The organism is Bacteroides xylanisolvens (assembly GCF_018289135.1).
Lineage (GTDB): Bacteria > Bacteroidota > Bacteroidia > Bacteroidales > Bacteroidaceae > Bacteroides > Bacteroides xylanisolvens.
Genome location: NZ_CP072216.1, coordinates 4,209,601 through 4,230,845, shown reverse-complemented (window position 1 = coordinate 4,230,845; position 21,245 = coordinate 4,209,601). Strand labels below are relative to the sequence as shown.

Annotated in this window: 14 protein-coding genes; 8 read left to right on the top strand and 6 right to left on the bottom strand. The window is 43.2% G+C overall.

The annotated features are described in order from the left end of the window. Positions 1–2 precede the first annotated feature (2 nt). The 6 genes from INE92_RS17900 to metG form a co-directional block, all read right to left on the bottom strand. Positions 3–1,121, bottom strand: coding sequence for a glycosyltransferase family 4 protein (locus INE92_RS17900; RefSeq protein ID WP_008642337.1), 1,119 nt, complete (start codon positions 1,119–1,121; stop codon positions 3–5). Next, a complete protein-coding gene (locus tag INE92_RS17895; protein WP_015531817.1) occupies positions 1,094–2,116 on the bottom strand; it encodes a hypothetical protein in 1,023 nt (340 codons plus the stop codon). The genes INE92_RS17900 and INE92_RS17895 overlap by 28 nt, the downstream gene beginning before the upstream one ends. Then, positions 2,113–2,976, bottom strand: a complete 864-nt coding sequence (locus INE92_RS17890) for a LicD family protein (RefSeq protein WP_015531816.1) — start codon at positions 2,974–2,976, stop codon at positions 2,113–2,115. Before INE92_RS17890 ends, INE92_RS17895 begins: the two co-directional genes overlap by 4 nt. 55 nt (positions 2,977–3,031) lie before the next feature. Next, the gene (locus INE92_RS17885; protein ID WP_074908628.1) at positions 3,032–4,084 is read right to left on the bottom strand and encodes a hypothetical protein; all 1,053 of its coding nucleotides are present in this window, start codon (positions 4,082–4,084) and stop codon (positions 3,032–3,034) included. Then, a complete protein-coding gene (locus tag INE92_RS17880; protein WP_151935984.1) occupies positions 4,071–5,528 on the bottom strand; it encodes a lipopolysaccharide biosynthesis protein in 1,458 nt (485 codons plus the stop codon). The genes INE92_RS17885 and INE92_RS17880 overlap by 14 nt, the downstream gene beginning before the upstream one ends. A 72-nt stretch (positions 5,529–5,600) precedes the next feature. After that, a complete protein-coding gene (metG, locus tag INE92_RS17875; RefSeq protein ID WP_004317103.1) occupies positions 5,601–7,640 on the bottom strand; it encodes a methionine--tRNA ligase in 2,040 nt (679 codons plus the stop codon). Positions 7,641–8,576: 936 nt separating this feature from the next. Between metG and INE92_RS17870 the strand changes: the two genes are divergently transcribed. The 8 genes from INE92_RS17870 to INE92_RS17840 all read left to right on the top strand — a co-directional run bounded on the left by INE92_RS17870 (position 8,577) and on the right by INE92_RS17840 (position 21,207). Beyond that, positions 8,577–10,637: an acetate--CoA ligase family protein gene (locus INE92_RS17870; protein WP_015531813.1), complete on the top strand. Its 2,061-nt coding sequence runs from the start codon at positions 8,577–8,579 to the stop codon at positions 10,635–10,637. A 196-nt stretch (positions 10,638–10,833) separates the two neighbouring features. Further along, on the top strand, positions 10,834–11,160 hold the full coding sequence (locus tag INE92_RS17865) for a Glycosyl hydrolases family 43. (RefSeq protein ID WP_015531812.1): 327 nt from the start codon (positions 10,834–10,836) through the stop codon (positions 11,158–11,160). A 121-nt stretch (positions 11,161–11,281) separates the two neighbouring features. Continuing rightward, complete coding sequence (locus INE92_RS17860) at positions 11,282–12,577, top strand: Gfo/Idh/MocA family oxidoreductase (protein WP_004317105.1); 1,296 nt, start codon at positions 11,282–11,284, stop codon at positions 12,575–12,577. Next, on the top strand, positions 12,574–12,819 hold the full coding sequence (locus tag INE92_RS26970) for a hypothetical protein (protein ID WP_008016134.1): 246 nt from the start codon (positions 12,574–12,576) through the stop codon (positions 12,817–12,819). Before INE92_RS17860 ends, INE92_RS26970 begins: the two co-directional genes overlap by 4 nt. Positions 12,820–12,879: 60 nt before the next feature. Next, positions 12,880–14,298: a Gfo/Idh/MocA family oxidoreductase gene (locus INE92_RS17855; protein ID WP_004317106.1), complete on the top strand. Its 1,419-nt coding sequence runs from the start codon at positions 12,880–12,882 to the stop codon at positions 14,296–14,298. 65 nt (positions 14,299–14,363) lie between these two features. Next, positions 14,364–15,713, top strand: coding sequence for a 3-keto-disaccharide hydrolase (locus INE92_RS17850; protein ID WP_004317107.1), 1,350 nt, complete (start codon positions 14,364–14,366; stop codon positions 15,711–15,713). Between the two features lie 167 nt (positions 15,714–15,880). Next, on the top strand, positions 15,881–16,678 hold the full coding sequence (locus INE92_RS17845) for an FAD:protein FMN transferase (RefSeq protein WP_004317108.1): 798 nt from the start codon (positions 15,881–15,883) through the stop codon (positions 16,676–16,678). 500 nt (positions 16,679–17,178) lie between these two features. Beyond that, a complete protein-coding gene (locus tag INE92_RS17840; protein ID WP_008770548.1) occupies positions 17,179–21,207 on the top strand; it encodes a hybrid sensor histidine kinase/response regulator transcription factor in 4,029 nt (1,342 codons plus the stop codon). Positions 21,208–21,245: the final 38 nt, after the last annotated feature.

The window sequence follows — 21,245 nt, the reverse complement described above, 5'->3', positions numbered from 1 at the left end:
GTTTATGCAAATGTACGGTTTTTAGAGGAAATGTTTGATATTTCCAACAAGCTTTCTGCTATTTCGCGCGAAAAGATTTCGAGGTTGAAGCGTTCTTCTGCCAGTTTGCGTGCATTCTCTCCCATGCGTCGTGCCTCTTCGGGATGGTCGGCGATGTAGCGGATAGCGTCTATCCAGCCTTGTACATCGTTATATTCTACGGTGATGCCGATTTCTTCCTTGTCGATGTCGATTTCGAAGTTGGGGTTGCGCGAGCAGATGACGGGGATGCCGAGGGCAAATGCTTCTACGAGAGTGGTCAGTCCTACGGTGTAGGGGAAGTCCAGACAGCAGATGACGATGCAGCTTTTGCGGGCTACCAGTTTTCCCAGTTCGTAGGGAATCACTCCGTCGGTGTAGTGGATGTGGATGGAGTCGGGCACTGAATAGCGGTCGAGTATCTTTTTATAGTTGATGTTGCCGCATGAGACGGCAATGTACAGATCCAATTCCTCGTTGGTTGCGGAGAATGACTGGAGCAAGGTGTCCACGTCCCGGTTCTCTTTGCCGGTGGAGATAAATCCTTCGGGTTTCCGATCGGGCATTTCTGCCAGCAGATGGTCGTAGAAAGGAAGGTCCGGGCCCCAATGTATCAGTTTCAGTTTGTGGGACGGAGCTTTCCGGGTTTTCTGCGAGTCCTGAATCAGCTTCCGGCTGAATAGGAACATTTGGTCGATACCTTTGTAAAAAAGGCGGGAGATTTGTTCGCGCCAGGGTTTGGGGTTGGTGACGACGGCCGTGTGATGCCAGATGACAATAGGTTTGCGGTACAGTCCCAGCGCACGGAGGAAGATGACGGGTTCTATCCCCCGGAAAGAGGTGGCATAGAGCACGTCGTATTTTTCTTTGCAGAAGAGAATCTCTTTGGTGGCGTAAAACATGAGTTTCAGGCGGCCGGAGAAGTATTTGCATTTGTGCATCACGGAGCGTATTCCGTAATTTTCCAGCAGAGGAAGTCCGTATAAAATATGTCCGGGGAATTTATATTCTTTCCATTCCTCGTAACTTTCCCGTGTGAGGCGGGTATGGTAAAAATAAATAGTAAGCAACGTATTTAGTGGTGCTTGTTTCTTTTCAGCCATTTGTTTATTCGGTTTTTGACAGCTTTCGTAATGATGGAGAAATTACCGTATTTCAGGTTGAGGAACAGTTCTTCGAACGAACGCCCTATCTTGATCCATGGATGATCCCAGCCCATGATGCGGTAAACCTTCTCTTTGTAGGCTACGTTTTCAATGACGTAGCGGGGATGCCGCAGCGGAAAGTCCACCTCGTAACGCTTCATGGTGAAGATGCGGCGATAGCCCTTGGGCAGGGTGTGGACCGAGCCGGCAAAATGGGTGGAATCTGCCGTTGCTCCGAGGTTGTTTATCATGTTGCGGGTAGGCACGATGCTTAGTCCGGAGTTGAACAGGATAGAGGCGTGGAAGATGGTTTCATAAAAGGCTTTCTGCTGTTCCCGGTGACGCTGGCACATATAGATAAAGTCGCTCCGGAATTTGCGTTCCTTGATGAGTTGCTCAAGCTGCTGCATGTTGAAGGAGTCGTCCAGGAAACTGTAAAACTCGTCCCATTGGTCGACTACCCGTTTCCAGCTCGCCCATCCCCAGATGGAAAAGGTGGTGGCGAAGAAATAGTCGGATGGCATATCCTGGGTGATTTCTTCGGGGTTGAATCCGGCAATCATGCTGATGCGGGTGTCGTGTTCGTATTTATCCAGCATCTCCTTGCAGAATTGGAAAAAGGAGACGGAGGGCACATCGTCGTCTTCCAATACGATGCACTTGTCGACTTTGGAGAAGGCCCATTTTTGCGAAATGTATTCTGAAGGGTCACAGCCGAAATTCTTTTCCTGATAAAGCTGTTCTACTTCACATTCCCAGTCTATCTGTGATACGATTTCACGGCAGGCTTCTATTCCGGGCAAATCGCGCTCGTTTCGTGCTCCGTCCTGATAGAGGAAGAGCCGGGACGGACGTGCTTTCTTCACTTGCTCGAACACTTGCGACAGTTGTTGCGGGCGGTTGAAGAACAGGATAAGTACCGGGACGTCTACTAAAGCGGATTTCATATTCATAGTTCTTGTTTTGGGGTTGTACTGAATGACAGGGCGGCAGGATAGTGGTTGTTCACTTTCTCCTGTTCTTCCTTGGTAAATCGATGCAAGGTCGGGTAGTTGTATCGCAGGAACCCTTCCAGGTCATCGGGAGTGGTCACGGTGAGGGGACCGAATTTCACCGGTTGCAGGTGGCGGAGGCTTTCTACGGTCACGTGGTCGGCGGTTGCCATGACGTTGTTGTAGTAGCGGGTGTTTCGTGAGTTGAAACAGCTTTGCACGGATACTAGCATCCGGTAAATTGCTTTTTTAGAGAAAAGAGAGTCGACTATTCTGTTCAGGAGACAGGAGAAGGCTCCCCGGTTTGTAGGGTTCTCTATTTCACATTTGCCGAAGTGTTTCCACATCCATATCTCTTTTCCCATCAGGCAGCATTTGAGGAAGCCGAGTATGCCGGATTGCATTTGCCGCAACAGTTTGTTGTCGGGAATCCTGTCGAACGGGAAGATATCTACAAAGATGCCCGGATGCATCGGGACGTTCTTGAACATTTCTTCTACGAAAAGGGTGTTGTTTTTCTTAACCTTCGCGTAGTAATAGGGGGTGTGAGGGTCTGTCTCTATCCATGAAAGGAAGTAGGAAGGACCCAGTTCTCCGGGTGCTACTTTTAAGAATTTGTTGTAATTCTCCCGCGTCATGCCGATGTCTATATCATCATCCCAGGGGAGAATTCCCTGATCGTAGAGTGCGCCGATGGCTGTGCCGCCTATCACAAAATAGGGAATATCGTGCTTCTGACACACCCGGATGGTTTCTCCCAATATGTCGTAAAGTTCGGCATGTAATAAATCAAGCTCTTCGGCTGTATATTTCTTGTTCATCGGAAATGGTTAATGCACGTTGTCTTGCAAATGTAGTAATTATATTGCTAAGTTACTATAACTTTAAGTTTCCTTGCATAAATTTGGTGGCCACTCGCCCACGTCCCGGAATGGGGAGGACGGATGCTTGCGGAAAGTCCTTGAGCAGACAGTCTGCCGGATTGATCTCCGGATAGAACTTCTTCAACAGGAACAGGCTGGGACCGGTGGTGATACTTCCTATAAAGACGGAAGCATCCATCAATAGCTGTATTGAGCAGAGGAAACGTGCCATTTGCTTCTGTTTCAGTTCTTTGGTGGTCTGTGTGAAGGCGCTGTTGACGTATCCTTGCTCGTTGGGGCTGCAAAGGGTGTACCAGTGTATGTCCGGGGCAAGGGTTTGCACTTGCTCGAAGAGGCGGTAGTCGTCGGTCAATACAAAGACGTCGCGGATGGCTGTTTTTTCTTTGATGAGGCGTATGTAGTGTTCCGGTGGCAGCAGGTTGGTTTCGGTTATCTTGTCTCCTCCGCGTATCTGGCATCCTGCGTATTGAGGCGGAAGTTGCAGGGTGGCGGCAAATTGGCGACATTCCTGTGCGGTGGTGTCGTTGAGTTTCCAGGTGATTTCCGTCAGTTTTTGGAAGGTGTGGAGGTAGTCACCGTCTATTCCCAGTTCGAGGATATGGAAGCGCTGGTTGGGGTTGAACGTCACTTGGAAGTTGAGCAACACCGGTTTACCATACGTGAAGAAAGCAAGGGCTTTTCCGATGATGTTCTTGCAGGTTACTTTCAGTTTCCATTTCAGTAACTTCGTTTTAGATAATTTTTTGTCTTGCATCAATGCTTGCCATGAAGGCAGGCGATGGGTGTTGTAGGTGTGGTGAAACGGTTCGTGCACTTGCTCGCAGAAAGGTGCGAAACAGTCTTCCCAGCCCTTTTCCCATCCGAAGTTGGCGTCGTCGGAGTAAAGCTTGAACTGTATTTTGTGTTGCAGGCAATAGAGCATTGCATGGAGCATATAGGTATATTCGGTAAAGAATCCGGCGTCTATACCTATGTGATAGATCATTGTCTTTTTGAAAGAACTGTTCAGAAGGCGGTATTTGGTGGCAAGATCATTGGGGTTCATGTGTCTTCTTTTTGATGAAATACTGGATGCTTTCTTTAAAGGTGACCGAACGACTGCCCCACATGGCGGCTATGTAGAGTGCTGCTGCGAGCACTATCTTGCTTGCCAGGCGGAGATAAATATTCTCGATGGAACGGGTGGAATAATAGGTGATTACCATCACCGTGGCGGCAATGACAGCGTATGGAAGTATGTCTATCAGTGCATGGCGCAGCTTTAGTCCGATTTCTTGCCATACGAAGTAGTGCCACGTCAGTAGCCACAGTATATTGGTGGATACATAGACGGCGAGCATGGCATAGATCCCGTGTGAATGGACTAACAGAACGCCTGACAGTAGAATAATGCCGAGCGCTATGGTGTTCCACATATAGATGCGGGATTTTCCTTTGCTGATGATGAGTTGCTGATAGAGGTATGCGATGGGAGTGAAGGCTCCGCTGATACACAGAATCTGCATGATGGATATGCTGGAATACCACTTGTCGGTGATGGTGATGATAATCAGCTCTTCTGATACGATTCCCAGTCCGAGCATGGCGGGAAACGAGACGAAAGCGGTGAAACGCAGCATTTTGCGGAATACCCGTTTTTGCCGTTCAAGGTCGTCCGACACTTTGGTGAGTACCGGTTGCGCCACTCCGTTTATCATGCCGGATATAAAGAGCTGTCCCATGCCGCACCATTTATTGGCCTGGTTGTAATATCCTACTTCCTTTTCGGTGTAGAACTTACCCAGTATCACAGAGAACAGGTTGTTGTTGATGTGATTGAATACATTGGTTACCAATAGCTTTCCGCTGAATCCGAACATTTCCTTAATCGGGGTGAAATTGAATTGCAAGCTCGGTCGCCAACGGGTGAAATGCCAGTAACAGGCTGTGTTGACGGCTACATAAACGATGCTTTGCGTGGCAATACCCCAATAAGAGAAACCGAAGTAGGCAAGAGTGATTCCGGTGATTCCGGATACGGTAAGCCCGATAACGGAAGACAGGGCCCGCTGTTTCACCATCAGGTTTCGCAGAAGATAGGCACTGTGGGATATTCCCAGGCTGGCTATGAAGAATCCGATGAAGGAATAACGTGCCAGCGGTGTCAGTTCGGGAGTATGGTAAAAATCGGCAATGAGCGGTGCGCACAGGAATAACAGTAGATACAAGGATAAGCTGATGGCTGCATTGAACCAGAAGACAGCATTGTAATCGTTATGTGTCACTTCCTTCTTGTTGACAAGGGCGGCTGTGAAACCGCTCTCCTGTATCGAACTGGCAATGAGGGAGAAGATAGCCAACATTCCCACCATTCCATAGTCTGCCGGAGTGAGCAACCGTGCGAGGAATATTCCGAAAAGCAGGTTTAACAACTGCTGTATGCCGTTGCTGAATCCTCCCCAAAATAGTCCTTTGGCTGTCTTTTCTTTTAGTGACTGATTCTCGCTCATGTTATTTGCAAAGAATACATGAAAAGGCTATGCGCAATGATAGCTTTTCATGTATTCCCTATTTAAGTTTTATTATTTTACTTCGCTACCCGGCTTCACCTCACGTCCCGGCATGATAACTGCCAGACTGCCGTCGTTGTTTTCGGCACTTAGAATCATGCCTTCGCTGACGATGCCTTTCAGTTTGCGCGGAGCAAGGTTGGCGATGAAGCAAACCTGTTTGCCTACCAGTTCTTCCGGTTGATAATGCTTGGCAATACCCGATACGATAGTACGTGTTTCCAGTCCGTCGTCGATTTTGAATTGAAGCAATTTATCCGCTTTCGGCACTTTCTGACATTCAAGAATGGTACCTACACGGATATCCAGTTTCGTGAAGTCGTCGAATTCGATGTTCGGGCGGATAGGATTAGCCTTGTAGTTGGCTTCTTCGTTTGCTTTCTTTGTATCAAGCAATTTTTGTACTTGTGCTTCGATAGTAGCGTCCTCAATCTTTTCGAACAATAATTCCGGTTTGTTCAATTGGTGACCTACAGGCAGAAGGTTGTCACGTCCCAGTTCAGACCATTCGAAAGTATTCATGTTCAGCATTTTGCGGAGTTTTTCCGAGCTGAACGGCAGGAACGGATCGAAAGCGATGGCAAGGTTGGCAACCAGTTGCAGGGAGATGTTGAGGATGGTACCTACACGCTCCATATCTGTTTTTGCCAGTTTCCACGGTTCGGTGTCGGCCAGGTATTTGTTGCCGATACGTGCCAGGTTCATGGCTTCTTTCTGTGCGTCGCGGAATTTGAATACGTCGAGCAGTTTTTCCACTTCTGCTTTTACGTCTGCAAATTCTTTCAGTGTTTCCTTGTCGTAGTCGGTCAGTTCACCTTGTGCAGGTACGCGCCCGTCGAAGTATTTTTGAGTCAATACCATTGCACGGTTCACGAAGTTACCGTATACGGCTACCAGTTCGTTATTATTGCGTGCCTGGAAGTCTTTCCAGGTGAAGTCGTTGTCTTTCGTTTCCGGTGCGTTGGCGGTCAGTACGTAGCGGAGTACGTCCTGTTTGCCGGGGAAGTCCGCCAGGTATTCGTGCAACCATACAGCCCAGTTGCGGGAAGTGGAGATTTTGTCTCCTTCGAGGTTGAGGAATTCGTTGCTCGGCACGTTGTCCGGCAGGATATAGCTGCCTTCTGCTTTCAGCATGGCGGGGAATACGATGCAGTGGAACACGATGTTGTCTTTCCCGATGAAATGGATCAGGCGGGTTTCAGGATCTTTCCACCATGTTTCCCAGCTGTCGGGGAGAAGTTCTTTGGTGTTGGATATGTAGCCAATAGGTGCGTCAAACCATACATAAAGCACTTTTCCTTCTGCTCCTTCTACGGGAACAGGGATACCCCAGTCGAGGTCACGGCTCACGGCACGTGGTTGCAGTCCCATGTCGAGCCAGCTTTTGCATTGGCCGTATACGTTGGGACGCCATTCTTTGTGATCTTCCAGAATCCATTTGCGCAGCCATCCTTCGTGCTTGTCGAGAGGAAGATACCAGTGTTTGGTTTCTTTCATCACCGGTTTGCTGCCGCTGATAGCACTTTTCGGGTTGATAAGATCCGTAGGAGAAAGTGAGGTTCCGCATTTTTCGCATTGGTCGCCGTAAGCGCCTTCGGAATGGCAGTGGGGACATTCTCCGGTGATATAACGGTCGGCAAGGAATGTTTTTGCTTCCTCGTCGTAATATTGTTCAGACGTTTTCTCGATGAATTCGCCTTTATCGTACAATGTTTTGAAGAAATCCGAAGCCAATTGGTGATGCGTCGGCGAAGTGGTGCGGCTATACACGTCGAATGAGATACCGAATTCTTCGAATGATTTTTTTATCAGCGAATGATAACGGTCTACTACATCCTGCGGAGTAATTCCTTCTTTCTTGGCACGAATCGTGATAGGTACCCCGTGTTCGTCCGAACCTCCGATGAATAATACATCTTCTTTTTTCAGACGCAGATAACGCACATAAATATCTGCCGGTACGTATACACCAGCCAAGTGACCGATATGGACAGGACCGTTCGCATACGGCAGTGCCGATGTGACGGTGGTTCTTTTAAATTTCTTTTCCATTATATAGTGTGATTTTTGTTGTTTTCAACTTTGTAATGTGCAAAGATAATGACTTTTCACCACAGATTACACGGATTAACACAGATTATTTCATTGAAAAGTGGTCACAGAATGAAACAGGAACGTTTCGTAATAAAAAAACAGGTAAAAAGAAAGTGTTTTACCCTAATATAAGTTGGCTAGAAAATAGCCAATTTGTATCGGGGTATTTTTATATTTTCTATTATGTTCTATTTTTAAGATTGAAACAGATTAGGAGTATCTAAACTGTATTCTAATAAAAGAAGTGACGTATAAAATACTGTATGAATATGCGGAATAAGTCATCTTTCTTGAATACAAATGAGTGAATATTCATGATTGTTGATAGAATCATGAATCATTTCTTTTAAAGGAAGACTTCGTTCCTTTTAAAGAAACGGTTTATTGGTCAGTGAGAAGTGCTTCCTTGCTTTTAAACGAAAGGACAAAAGGGTATTTAGAATACTTGTTTTGTGCTGGTTGCTGTCGAATAGGTAACATGTGAGTTGTTTCTATTTGAACTTATATTTGCAATAATCTGCTCCTGAAATTAGGAATTTTGCCTTTTTGATGTTGAATCGAATGATTTAAAGTCTGTTTTGTGTGAATATGGATTATGCAACTTGCTTATCCTTCAAGTTTTCCAATATACTCCGGACTCATCTTGTATATTTTTGATTCTGTATGAGTTTTATGTCCATTTTTTCTGCATAAAGTGATATTCTGTTCTAATGATAAGAATTACATGGTAAGATTATAGCTTTGCATTTCAATAAGTCAGTATAATCTATATAATTTCTTGCTCATTTCCTCTTTTATCATCTATTTCCATCTATATTTCTCCCCTTTTTCTTTCTTTTTTCTCGTAAGAAAGAATATATTTGTACCTAAGTTAAACGAAAACCAAAGCATGATATGATAACAACCCAGTTGCTTCGTCCTGAAAGTATTGTCGTAGTAGGGGCATCGAATAATGTGCATAAGCCGGGTGGCGCAATATTAAAGAATTTGATAAACGGAGGTTATCAGGGAGAACTTCGGGCGGTGAATCCGAAGGAAAAGGAAGTGCAGGGAGTTCCCGCCTTTGCGGATGTGAATGATCTGCCGGACACAGATCTGGCGGTGTTGGCTGTGCCTGCCTTGATGTGTCCTGATATGGTGGAAACATTGGCTAGCAAGAAACAAACCAGGGCATTTATCATACTCTCGGCTGGTTTTGGTGAAGAAACCCACGAAGGGGCGCTGTTGGAAGAACGTATTTTGGAAACAGTTAATAAATACGGCGCTTCACTGATTGGTCCTAATTGCATCGGATTGATGAATACATGGCATCATAGTGTATTCAGCCAGCCCATTCCTAATTTAAACCCCAAAGGGGTGGACTTGATTTCCAGCTCCGGTGCTACGGCGGTATTTATTCTCGAAAGTGCCGTAACAAAAGGTTTGCAGTTCAATTCAGTCTGGTCGGTGGGAAACGCCAAGCAGATCGGTGTAGAAGATGTATTGCAATTTATGGATGAGAACTTCGATCCCGAAAAAGATTCTCATCTGAAACTACTCTATATTGAAAGTATTCAGAATCCGGACAGGCTGTTATTCCATGCTTCGTCTTTGATTAGAAAAGGGTGCAAGATTGCGGCAATCAAAGCCGGAAGTTCGGAGAGCGGAAGCCGGGCGGCATCTTCCCATACAGGAGCAATCGCCAGTTCCGATTCGGCAGTAGAGGCTTTGTTCCGTAAAGCAGGCATTGTGCGTTGCTTCTCTCGTGAAGAATTGACTACTGTGGGTTGCGTGTTTACTTTACCCGAATTGAAAGGAAAGAATTTTGCCATTATCACTCATGCCGGAGGGCCGGGAGTGATGCTGACAGATGCGTTGAGTAAAGGCGGACTGAATGTGCCTAAGCTGGAGGGAGAAGTAGCCGAGGAACTAAAAGCCCAACTATTCCCCGGTGCTGCCGTCGGAAATCCTATTGATATTCTGGCTACCGGAACACCGGAACATCTGCGCCTTTGCATTGACTACTGCGAGGAAAAGCTTGACAATATAGACGCCATGATGGCCATCTTCGGAACTCCGGGATTGGTTACTATGTTTGAAATGTATGATGTGCTTCACGAAAAGATGCAGACTTGCAAGAAACCGATTTTTCCCATTCTTCCTTCCATTAATACAGCCGGAGCAGAGGTTTCCGCCTTCCTGGCAAAAGGGCATGTGAATTTTGCAGACGAAGTGACCCTGGGTACTGCTCTTTCACGTATCGTCAATGCTCCTAAACCGGCAGTTCCTGAAATAGAATTGTTCGGAGTGGACGTTCCGAGGATTCGTCGTATTATTGATTCGATTCCGGAGGATGGTTATATCGCTCCCAATTATGTACAGGCATTGTTGCATGCTGCCGGTATTCCGTTGGTAGATGAATTTGTTTCCGATAATAAAGAGGAGATAGTAGCTTTTGCCCGTCGGTGCGGATTTCCGGTAGTTGCCAAGGTTGTTGGTCCTGTGCACAAATCAGATGTCGGCGGTGTCGTTCTGAACATTAAAAGTGAGCAACATCTGGCACTGGAATTCGATCGTATGATGCAGATACCTGATGCAAGAGCAATTATGGTACAGCCGATGCTGAAAGGTACGGAACTGTTTGTTGGCGCAAAATATGAAGAGAAGTTCGGTCACGTGGTACTTTGTGGTTTGGGAGGTATTTTTGTGGAGGTGCTGAAAGATGTATCTTCCGGTTTGGCTCCGCTTTCTTACGAAGAAGCTTATTCAATGATTCATTCTTTGCGTGCTTATAAAATCATTCAGGGAACACGTGGGCAAAAGGGAGTCAACGAAGATAAATTTGCTGAAATTATTGTCCGTTTGTCCACTTTACTACGTTTCGCTACAGAGATCAAAGAAATGGATATAAATCCGCTCTTAGCAACAGAAAAGGCCGTTGTAGCAGTTGATGCGCGTATCAGAATAGAAAAATAGGACTATTCTTTCATTCATTGAGACATAGTTTTTATATATATTTCGAGAAATATTATTCCAAGATCCAAACTTTCTCCATCTTATTTTGCCAAGTGTTTCCAAAACAATTTGGAGTATTGCCAATGGATTTTGTAAGTTAATATTGATTTAGAACTATAAAGATTAGGTAAAAAGAATCTCTTAAAAGAATGATTTGATGAAAAAGTATGTAAATTTGTTCGTCTTCGTATTCATGATAGATGCCTGTTTTTCACGGGGGGGGGGGAAAGCACAGACAAAGTCTGCAGTGGGTTATAAAAATCTGATTGTAGATATTGCCAGGCCTGACTCTACGGTGAGTAAAGCTGCGGATGGGTGTTTTTATGTGTATGTTACCGAATTTACCAGAAATGTTCCGATAATGAAGTCGAAAGATTTGGTAGAATGGATGTATTGCAACACGGCATTCCCGATAAGACTCGTCCTTGGTTTGAGCCTAAAGATGGAATTTGGGCACCCGATATTAAAATTATATGGACGGTAAATATGTGTTGTATTATGTAATGTCGGTGTGAGGAGGATCTCCTTCTTACGAAACACAAAAAGCACCTGTATTTAATAACTGATTTTCAAATAAACCAATTATAATCTTAAATACCACAAGCATGAAACATACCCCTATTAGCAGGCGGGATTTTCTAAAGAATTTAGGCATAGCCGGGGCTGGCACTCTTCTTGCAGCAAGCCCTTGGCTTTCTGCTTTTTCGGAGGTGATGAACACCTCAAACGAGAAGTGTCGTCTGGCAATTATCGGGCCTGGTTCCCGGGGACGGTTTTTAATGGGATTTTTAGCTAAGAACCCCAAAGTCGATATTGTAGCATTGTGCGACATTTATAAACCGTCTATTGAGAACGCATTGAAACTTGCACCTAATGCCAAAGTGTATGGTGATTACCGGGAAGTGTTGGAAGATAAGTCGATAGATGCTATACTCGTAGCTACTTCTCTTAGCTCGCATTGTAAGATCGTATTGGATGCTTTCGACGCAGGAAAGCATGTGTTCTGTGAAAAGTCAATAGGTTTCACGATGGAAGAGTGTTACCGTATGTATCAGAAGCATCGTAGCACGGGAAAGATTTTCTTCACAGGACAACAGCGTCTGTTCGATCCTCGTTACATTAAAGCAATGGAGATGATTCATGCAGGTACCTTTGGTGAAATAAATGCCATCCGTACTTTCTGGAATCGGAATGGGGATTGGAGACGTTCGGTACCTTCACCCAATTTGGAACGCCTGATAAATTGGCGTCTTTACAAAGAGTTCTCAAAAGGACTGATGACGGAACTCGCTTGCCATCAACTTCAGATCGGAAGCTGGGCTTTGCGTAAGATACCCGAAAAGGTGATGGGACACGGTGCCATCACTTATTGGAAAGACGGCAGAGATGTGTATGACAATGTGAGCTGTGTATATGTGTTTGATGATGGGGTAAAGATGACATTTGACTCTGTTATTTCCAATAAATTCTATGGACTGGAAGAACAGATCATGGGTAATCTCGGAACGGTAGAACCGGAAAAGGGAAAATATTACTTTGAAAGTGTAGCTCCTGCACCGGCCTTCCTGCAAATGGTGAATGACTGGGAAAACAAAGTGTTTGACTCTCTGCCTTTTGCCGGAACAAGCTGGGCGCCGGAAACAGCAAACGAAAACAAAGGAGAATTCATTATCGGAGAACGTCCCAAGAGCGATGGTACATCATTGTTGTTGGAAGCTTTTGTTGAGGCCGTCATAACACAAAAACAACCTAAAAACATCGCAGAAGAAGGGTATTATGCAAGTATGCTCTGTTTGTTGGGACATCAGGCATTGGAAGAAGAACGGACACTCTATTTCCCTGATGAGTATAAAATAGACTATCTGAACCATCAATCTGTAAAAACATCCGAAGCAATATGAAAGACACGATTGTAACCGCACGACGTAAGAAAATAGAGTTAATCACTTTACTCGTTTGTTTCGTAGTATCTAATTTGCTACATCTTTATGCAATTATTGCTTATCATGCACCATTTACGGAGATGATAACGTCTATTTTTTATATAATTATATTTACTTTTGTGCTTTATGCTTTCTGGGGGATTTTGCGTCTCTTGTTTTATGGAATGCAAGCACTATTTAAAAAGAAAAGCAGGAGTTGATAGTTTTCTTGCATAATTTTAAAGAAGAACTTAATCAATATCAATGAAAATAAATAATTTATGGTAACACGAAGGGATTTTTTGAAAACGATGTCGATGGCTTCAGCCGGATTGGCATTGGGAACCGGTGATTTATTACATGCGCAAACTGCTTCACCTAAAAAAGGAAGAGGTGACAAAGTGAAGATTGCTTATATCGGCATTGGTAACCGTGGAGAGCAGATTATTGAAGACTTTGCACGGACAGGTATGGTGGAAGTGGTGGCTTTATGTGATGTAGATATGGGTGCCAAACATACACAAAAGATAATGGCTAAATATCCGAAAGCAAAGCAGTTTAGGGATTTTCGCCAAATGTTTGATAAGGCCGGTAACGAATTTGATGCTGTAGCAATTGCTACTCCCGACCATTCGCATTTCCCGATCAGTATGCTGGCTTTGGCATCCGGAAAGCACGTATATGTAGAGAAACCGCTGGCACGTACCTTCTATGAAGCGGAACTGTTGATGCAAGCTGCGCTTAAACGTCCGAACTTGGTTACTCAAGTAGGAAATCAGGGACATTCTGAAGCAAACTATTTCCAGTTTAAAGCCTGGATGGATGCGGGAATTATCAAAGACGTTACTGCTATCACTGCCCACATGAATAACCCACGTCGTTGGCATAAATGGGACACTAATATTTATAAACTTCCTTCCGGTCAGCAACTGCCGAAAGATCTGGATTGGGACACTTGGCTCGGAGTTACTCCTTATCACGAGTATAATAAAGATTATCATTTGGGACAATGGCGTTGTTGGTATGATTTTGGTATGGGAGCATTGGGCGACTGGGGAGCACATATCCTCGACACGGCTCACGAATTCCTGGAACTGGGATTGCCATACGAAGTCACTATGCAATATGCAAAAGGGCATAATGATTACTTCTTCCCGTATTCTTCCACGATTCTCTTCCGTTTCCCGCAGCGTAAAGGAATGCCACCGGTAGATATTACCTGGTATGATGGTTTGGATAATCTTCCTCCTATTCCTGCCGGTTATGGAGTTTCGGGACTAGATCCGAACATCCCGGTAACTAATCAGGGAGATACTCCGAAGTCTAAGTTGAATCCAGGAAAGATCATTTATACTAAGGATTTGATCTTCAAGGGTGGTAGTCATGGAAGCACTTTGTCTATAATTCCGGAGGAGAAAGCAAAAGAGATGGCAGACAAGTTGCCGAAGGTTCCTAAAAGTCCTTCCAATCACTTCGAGAACTTCTTGTTGGCATGTAACGGTATTGAAAAGACACGCTCACCGTTCGAAATCAATGGAGTGTTGAGTCAGGTATTCTCACTGGGGGTGATGGCTCAACGACTTAATACACAGTTGTTCTTTGATCCTCGTACGAAGCAGATTACAAATAATGAATTTGCTAATGCAATGCTGGCGGGACTTCCACCGCGTAAAGGTTGGGATGAATTTTGTAAATTATAAATAGAAAATAGCCTTTTCCATTCCTTCTTCTAATATAAGGGAGTGGGAAAGACTAATCAATGATTATGAAGAAGAATATCGTATTAACTTTACTTTTATTCTGTACCGCTTCTTTAGGTGCGCAGAATTGGGAACCTCTTTTCAATGAGAAAAACCTGAAAGGATGGAAGAAATTGAATGGCAAAGCCGAGTATAAAATTGTAGATGGTGCCATTGTCGGTGTATCTAAAATGGGAACACCCAATACTTTTTTGGCAACGACAAAGAATTATGGTGACTTTATCCTTGAGTTTGACTTCAAGGTAGATGACGGTTTAAATTCCGGAGTACAGCTTCGTAGTGAAAGCAAGAAAGATTATAAGAAAGGTCGTGTACACGGTTATCAGTTTGAGATCGATCCTTCCAAACGCGCTTGGTCAGGTGGTATCTATGATGAGGCACGTAGAAACTGGCTTTATCCTTTGACGCTGAATCCGTCGGCAAAAACCGCTTTTAAGAATAATGCATGGAATAAAGCTCGTATTGAGGCTGTGGGTAACTCAATCCGTACTTGGATAAACGGAGTACCTTGTGCTAATATCTGGGATGATATGACTCCTGTGGGCTTCATTGCTTTGCAAGTGCATGCCATTGGAAATGCGGCAGATGAAGGTAAAACTGTTAGTTGGAAAGATATCCGCATTTGTACGACAGACGTAGAACGCTATCAGACACCGGAAGCGCAAGCTGCACCGGAAGTGAATCTGATTGCCAACACGATTTCTCCGAATGAAGCAAAAGAAGGATGGACTCTATTATGGGATGGTAAGACTACTGATGGATGGAGAGGAGCTAAGCTTTCTACTTTCCCTGCAAAAGGCTGGAAGATAGAAGATGGAATTCTGAAAGTAATGAAGAGTGGTGGCGCTGAATCTGCTAATGGCGGTGATATTGTGACTACCCGTAAATACAAGAACTTTATTCTGAAAGTAGATTTTAAGATTACCGAAGGTGCCAATAGCGGAATTAAATATTTCGTAAACCCGGATATGAATAAAGGTGCAGGCTCTGCTATCGGTTGTGAATTCCAGATTCTTGATGATGACAAACATCCTGATGCAAAACTGGGTGTGAAAGGTAACAGAAAGCTAGGTTCGTTGTATGATTTGATTCCGGCTCCTAAGAATAAACCTTTCAACAAGAAAGAGTTTAATACTGCTACCATTATCGTAAAAGGTAACCATGTAGAACATTGGTTGAACGGAGTTAAATTGATTGAATATGATCGTAACAATGATATGTGGAATGCATTGGTAGCATACAGTAAATATAAAAACTGGCCTAATTTCGGAAATCCGGAGGAAGGAAATATACTTCTTCAGGATCACGGAGACGAAGTATGGTTCAAGAACGTGAAAATTAAAGAACTGAAGTAAGGCGTATTCCATATTATTGTGGGAGATACGTCAAAATTCTTTATGACTTTTTATTCAGGCACGGATTGCGCGAATTTCACGGTTGTTCTAATGAAATAGCAATCGTGTAATTTGGGTAATCCGTGCCTAATTTGTCCTGCTATACGATGCAAGTCCCTATTCAACATATGTATAAGCCGTCCCATGAAGGCAGTGGACTGCTTTATGCCTGGTTTCTTTCCATGCATACACGGGTGGATATTATCCTGTATAGCAAGAAAACGGAAGGAGAATTGTTGTTTGTGGTCAATTGTATTTATGATGCATTGTGCCGGTTGGAAAAGATGGCGAACTTTTATAATCCGGCCAGTGAATTGGCTTATGTCAACCGGACAGCTTTTGTTTCTCCGGTCGTTCTTAGCGAAGAACTCTATTCAATGATTGATCTATGTCTGGAATATAATGGGAAGACTCTGGGGTGTTTTGATATTACAGTCCATTCAGAAAATTACAATCAGAACACGATACAATCGGTCCATTTATCAGCTGAAGATCATAGTATCTATTTTTCACGACCGGGAGTTGCTGTCAACTTATCTGGTTTCCTCAAAGGGTATGCTTTGGAAACAATTAAAAGCATATTGAATGAGTGTGTGATAGAAAATGCATTGATAAATATGGGAAACAGTTCCGTCCTTGCTTTAGGTAATCATCCGGTAGGAACGGGATGGAAAGTCAATAATATACTTCTTCATAATGAGTGTCTTACAACCTCTGGTAATGACTCTCCTGAACGTCGGCATATTGTTTCTCCTCGAGATGGAAAATTGGTGGAAGGTGCTCGACAGATATCTGTAGTTACAACTAATGGGGCAATAGGAGAAATATTGTCTACCGCTTTGTTTGCTGCTGACAGCGAACTGCGCAAGGATTTACTGGCTGAATTCTCTTCTGTATTAAGCCAGTTTTTCTTGATTGGTTATTAGGTATTTCTCTGATGTGCTAATATTTGTTTTCCTAAGTAGCTATGTTTGATTTTAAAGTATTCTGATGGGTTTTTCAATTATTAATAATTAAGGAGGTAGTTATTAATAGTTGAGGTGATAACTACTGATATCTGACAGGGCTTTTTGGGGCATATAGATACAAAATAGATACGGTAACTATTGTCAGGGAATGAGAACGCTATATGATAGAGATGCTCAATAATTCTGTTTCAGGTATAAATAAGGTATTGTTATTGCTAAAAGTGACAGTGTGGTACTTTGCGGTTTGGGAGGTGTTTTTGTGGAGGTGCTGAAAGATGTGTCTTCCGGTCTGGTTCCTTTTTTAGCTACACCAAAAGCCGTTGTAGCAGTTGACGCGGCGTATCCGAATAGAAAAATAGGACTATTCTTTCATTCATTGAGACATATTTACTATCTTTCCGCTGTGATTTTGCCTACATTTGGTAACTCAAACGGAAGGATAGAAAATATGTATATTTATGAAGAAAGTTCTAATACTTTTAATCTGTTTAATAGGCTATCAGATAAGCTGCCATGCACAAATGGCGGATGAACATTATTATTTTAAAAATCTAAGTGTACAAAACGGCTTATCCCAGAATACGGTTAATGCGATTTTGCAGGACAGGCAAGGCTTTATGTGGTTCGGCACCAAAGATGGCTTGAATAGATATGACGGTTTATCATTCCGTAAATTCAAACATGATGACCGTACTCGACGGAGTATCGGAAATAATTTTATCACAGCACTTTATGAAGATACGAAAGGAGATATTTGGGTAGGTACTGACGTGGGACTTTATATCTATGATCCTGAAAAAGACTCTTTCCGGCACTTTACCGAATTGAGTGAGGAAAACACTAAAATAGAACATACTGTAACCGCAATTTCCGGAGACAACGAAGGATGCGTTTGGGTGGCAGTGGAATCACAGGGACTGTTCTGTTATAATCTCGAGAAAGGAGAGCTTCAAAACTATACCTTACAGAACTTCTCCTTTCTTACTACTAATGTTGAGACCTTTGCTTTTGACAATAGCGGAACCCTTTGGATCGGCTGTTATGGTGATGGACTATTCTATTCGAAAGACCGTCTGCAAACCCTTCATCCTTATCTTTCGCCTCTGGATAACAAGGAATTTTATGCGAACGACGTAGTGACCTGTATTGTGAAAGGTGCATACAATTGTCTGTATGTAGGTTCTTTAAAGGGAGGGGTGAAAGAGCTGAACCTGACCTCTAACAAATTGCATGACTTGCTTTCAGAAGATGAAAGTGGAGAGCCTGTTTTCTGTCGTGAACTGTTGGTCGCTTCTGACAATGAACTATGGATTGGTGCAGAGTCGGGACTTTATATTTATAATTTCCGGTTAAGTAAGTACGCCCATTTGCGCAGTTCGATCAATGACCCTTATTCTTTATCCGATAATGCCATTTATTCATTGTGTAAAGATCGTGAGGGTGGCATATGGATTGGTTCTTACTTTGGTGGTATAAACTACTATCCCCGTTTTTATACGAACTTCGAGAAATATTATCCCAAAGGGACTGATAAAGGTTTGCATGGGAAACGGGTACGTGAGTTCTGTCAGGATAACCAAGGAATTCTGTGGATTGGTACAGAAGATGGCGGTCTGAATCGTTTTAATCCTAAGACCAAGACTTTTTCTTTTTTTACACCAAGCAATGCTTTTACAAATGTTCATGGGCTGTGTTTAGTTGATGATAACCTTTGGGTGGGCACTTTTTCGAAAGGAGTGAAAGTGGTGGATACGCGTACGGGAGCTATTGTGAAAACCTATCAGAAGACAGATTCGCCCCGCTCATTGATAGATAACAGTGTTTTCTCTATTTGTAGAACGACGACAGGGGATATTTATCTGGGTACTTTATTCGGTTTGTTGCGTTATAATAGACAATCTGACGATTTTGACCGGATACCAGAGCTGAATGGCCGGTTTGTATATGACATAAAAGAAGATTTCGGAGGAAACCTTTGGCTGGCCACTTATGCAAACGGCGCTTACTGTTATAATGTAAGCGAGAAGAAATGGAAGAATTATCTGCACAATGAAAATGATCCGAAAAGCCTTCCGTATGATAAAGTGGTAAGTATCTTCGAAGATTCTCACCGGCAAGTTTGGTTGACAACTCAAGGCGGAGGGTTCTGCCTGTTCCACCCGGAAACGGAAACTTTTACCAGCTATAATCTGGCAGACGGATTGCCAAACGATGTTGTTTATCAGATTGTAGAAGATAAAGACGGATTTTTCTGGTTGACAACGAATAATGGGCTCGTATGTTTCCAACCTACTACCGGAACAATGAAAGTATATACTACCTCTAATGGTCTGCTGGGCGATCAGTTTAATTACCGCTCCAGTCTGGAGACGGAAGACGGTACGATTTATTTGGGAAGTATCGACGGTTTTATCGCTTTCAACCCGAAAACTTTTTCAGAGAATAGGTCGCTTCCATCTATTGTGATTACGGATTTCCTGTTGTTTGGTAAAGAAGTGTATGTCGGTGAACCGGGATCTCCATTGAAAAAGAGTATCACTTTCTCTGATGAACTCATTCTCCAGTCTAACCAGAACTCTTTTTCTTTCCGGGTAACAGCATTAGACTTTCAAGCTCCAAGAATGAGTAAAATCATGTATAAACTGGATGGTTTTGATGCAGATTGGCTGACAATTGGCGAAAGTCCTATCGTTACTTATTCCAATCTGCGATATGGCAATTATACATTCAAGGTGAAAGTTTCTAATAGTGACGGAGTATGGAATGAAAACGAAATATCATTAAAAGTGCATATCCTTCCGCCTTTTTATTTTTCTGCTTGGGCTTATTTTGTGTATGCTTTGTTGATTATAGGTTGTTCTTTGTATATAATTATGTATTTCAAAAGACGTAGTAATAATAAGCATCGCAGGCAGATGGAGAAGTTTGAGCAGGAGAAGGAGCGTGAGGTTTATCATGCAAAGATTGACTTTTTCACGAATGTAGCTCATGAGATACGTACACCGCTGACATTGATTAAAGGTCCGTTGGAAAACATCATACTGAAAAAACAAGTGGATGCTGAAACCCGTGAGGACTTGAACGTCATGAAACAGAACACGGAACGATTACTTAATCTGACCAATCAGCTACTTGACTTTCGCAAGACGGAAAGCCAGGGATTCCGGTTGAACTTTGCAAAATGCAATATAACGGAAGTACTGAAAGAAACCCATGTACGTTTCACTTCTCTTGCAAAACAGAAAGGGTTGGATTTTACCCTACAGGTTCCAGAGAAGGACTTCTATGCTCATGTTAATCAGGAAGCATTTACGAAGATTATTAGCAATCTGCTGAACAATGGAATGAAATATGCCGAAAGTTATGTACATGTAATGTTGGAAGCTCCCCAAAGGGATGATAATAATCTATTCCGTATTCGCACAGTGAACGATGGAGTAATTATTCCTGATGCAATGAAAGAGGAGATTTTTAAACCTTTTGTTCGTTTTAATGAACAAGAGGACGGAAAGGTGACTACCGGTACTGGAATCGGTTTAGCACTCTCCCGCTCGCTGGCTGAATTCCATCTGGGAACGTTGGTTATGGAGGCAGGAGAGGAAAGTAATATTTTCTGTTTGACTTTACCGGTTGTTCAGGATACGACAATCACTTTGACTCCGGAGGCGGAGGTTGAAATTGAAAGGGTTAACGAAATTCCTGCAGAGCAGGCAGGAAAGAAAGATAATCGCCCCGCTGTGCTGGTAGTGGAAGATAATCCTGATATGCTAACTTTTGTTGTCCGTCAATTGTCGAGAGATTATACAGTGCTGACAGCCACTAATGGTGCAGAAGCCTTACAGGTGCTCGATGGCAATTATGTGAACTTAGTGATAAGTGATGTTGTGATGCCCGTGATGGATGGTTTTGAATTATGTAAGACTATTAAGTCAGATTTGAATTACAGTCATATTCCTGTCATCCTGCTGACTGCCAAGACCAATATACAATCAAAGATAGAAGGGATGGAACTGGGGGCAGATGCTTATATTGAAAAACCTTTCTCTGTAGAATATCTGCAAGCATGTGCTTCTAATCTTATTCAGAATAGGGAAAAATTACGTCAGGCTTTTGCAGAGTCTCCTTTTATAGCTGCTAATACAATGGCCTTAACAAAAGCTGATGAGGAGTTTATTAAGAGGTTGAACGAAGTAATCCAAATTAATTATGGCAACCCTGAATTTAGCATGGATGATATGGCGGATAAGCTGAATATGAGCAGGTCTAACTTTTATCGGAAAATAAAGGGAGTCTTGGATTTGAGCCCGAATGAGTTTTTACGCTTGGAGCGTTTGAAAAAGGCGGCCCAATTGCTGAAAGAGGGAGAAAACCGTGTGAATGAAATCTGTTATATGGTAGGATTTAATTCTCCGTCTTACTTTGCTAAATGTTTTCAAAAGCAATTTGGAGTATTGCCTAAAGATTTTGTTAATTCGAAAGAAGAGTAGTTTATACATAAAGCTGTATTTCATTCTATTGCATCTAT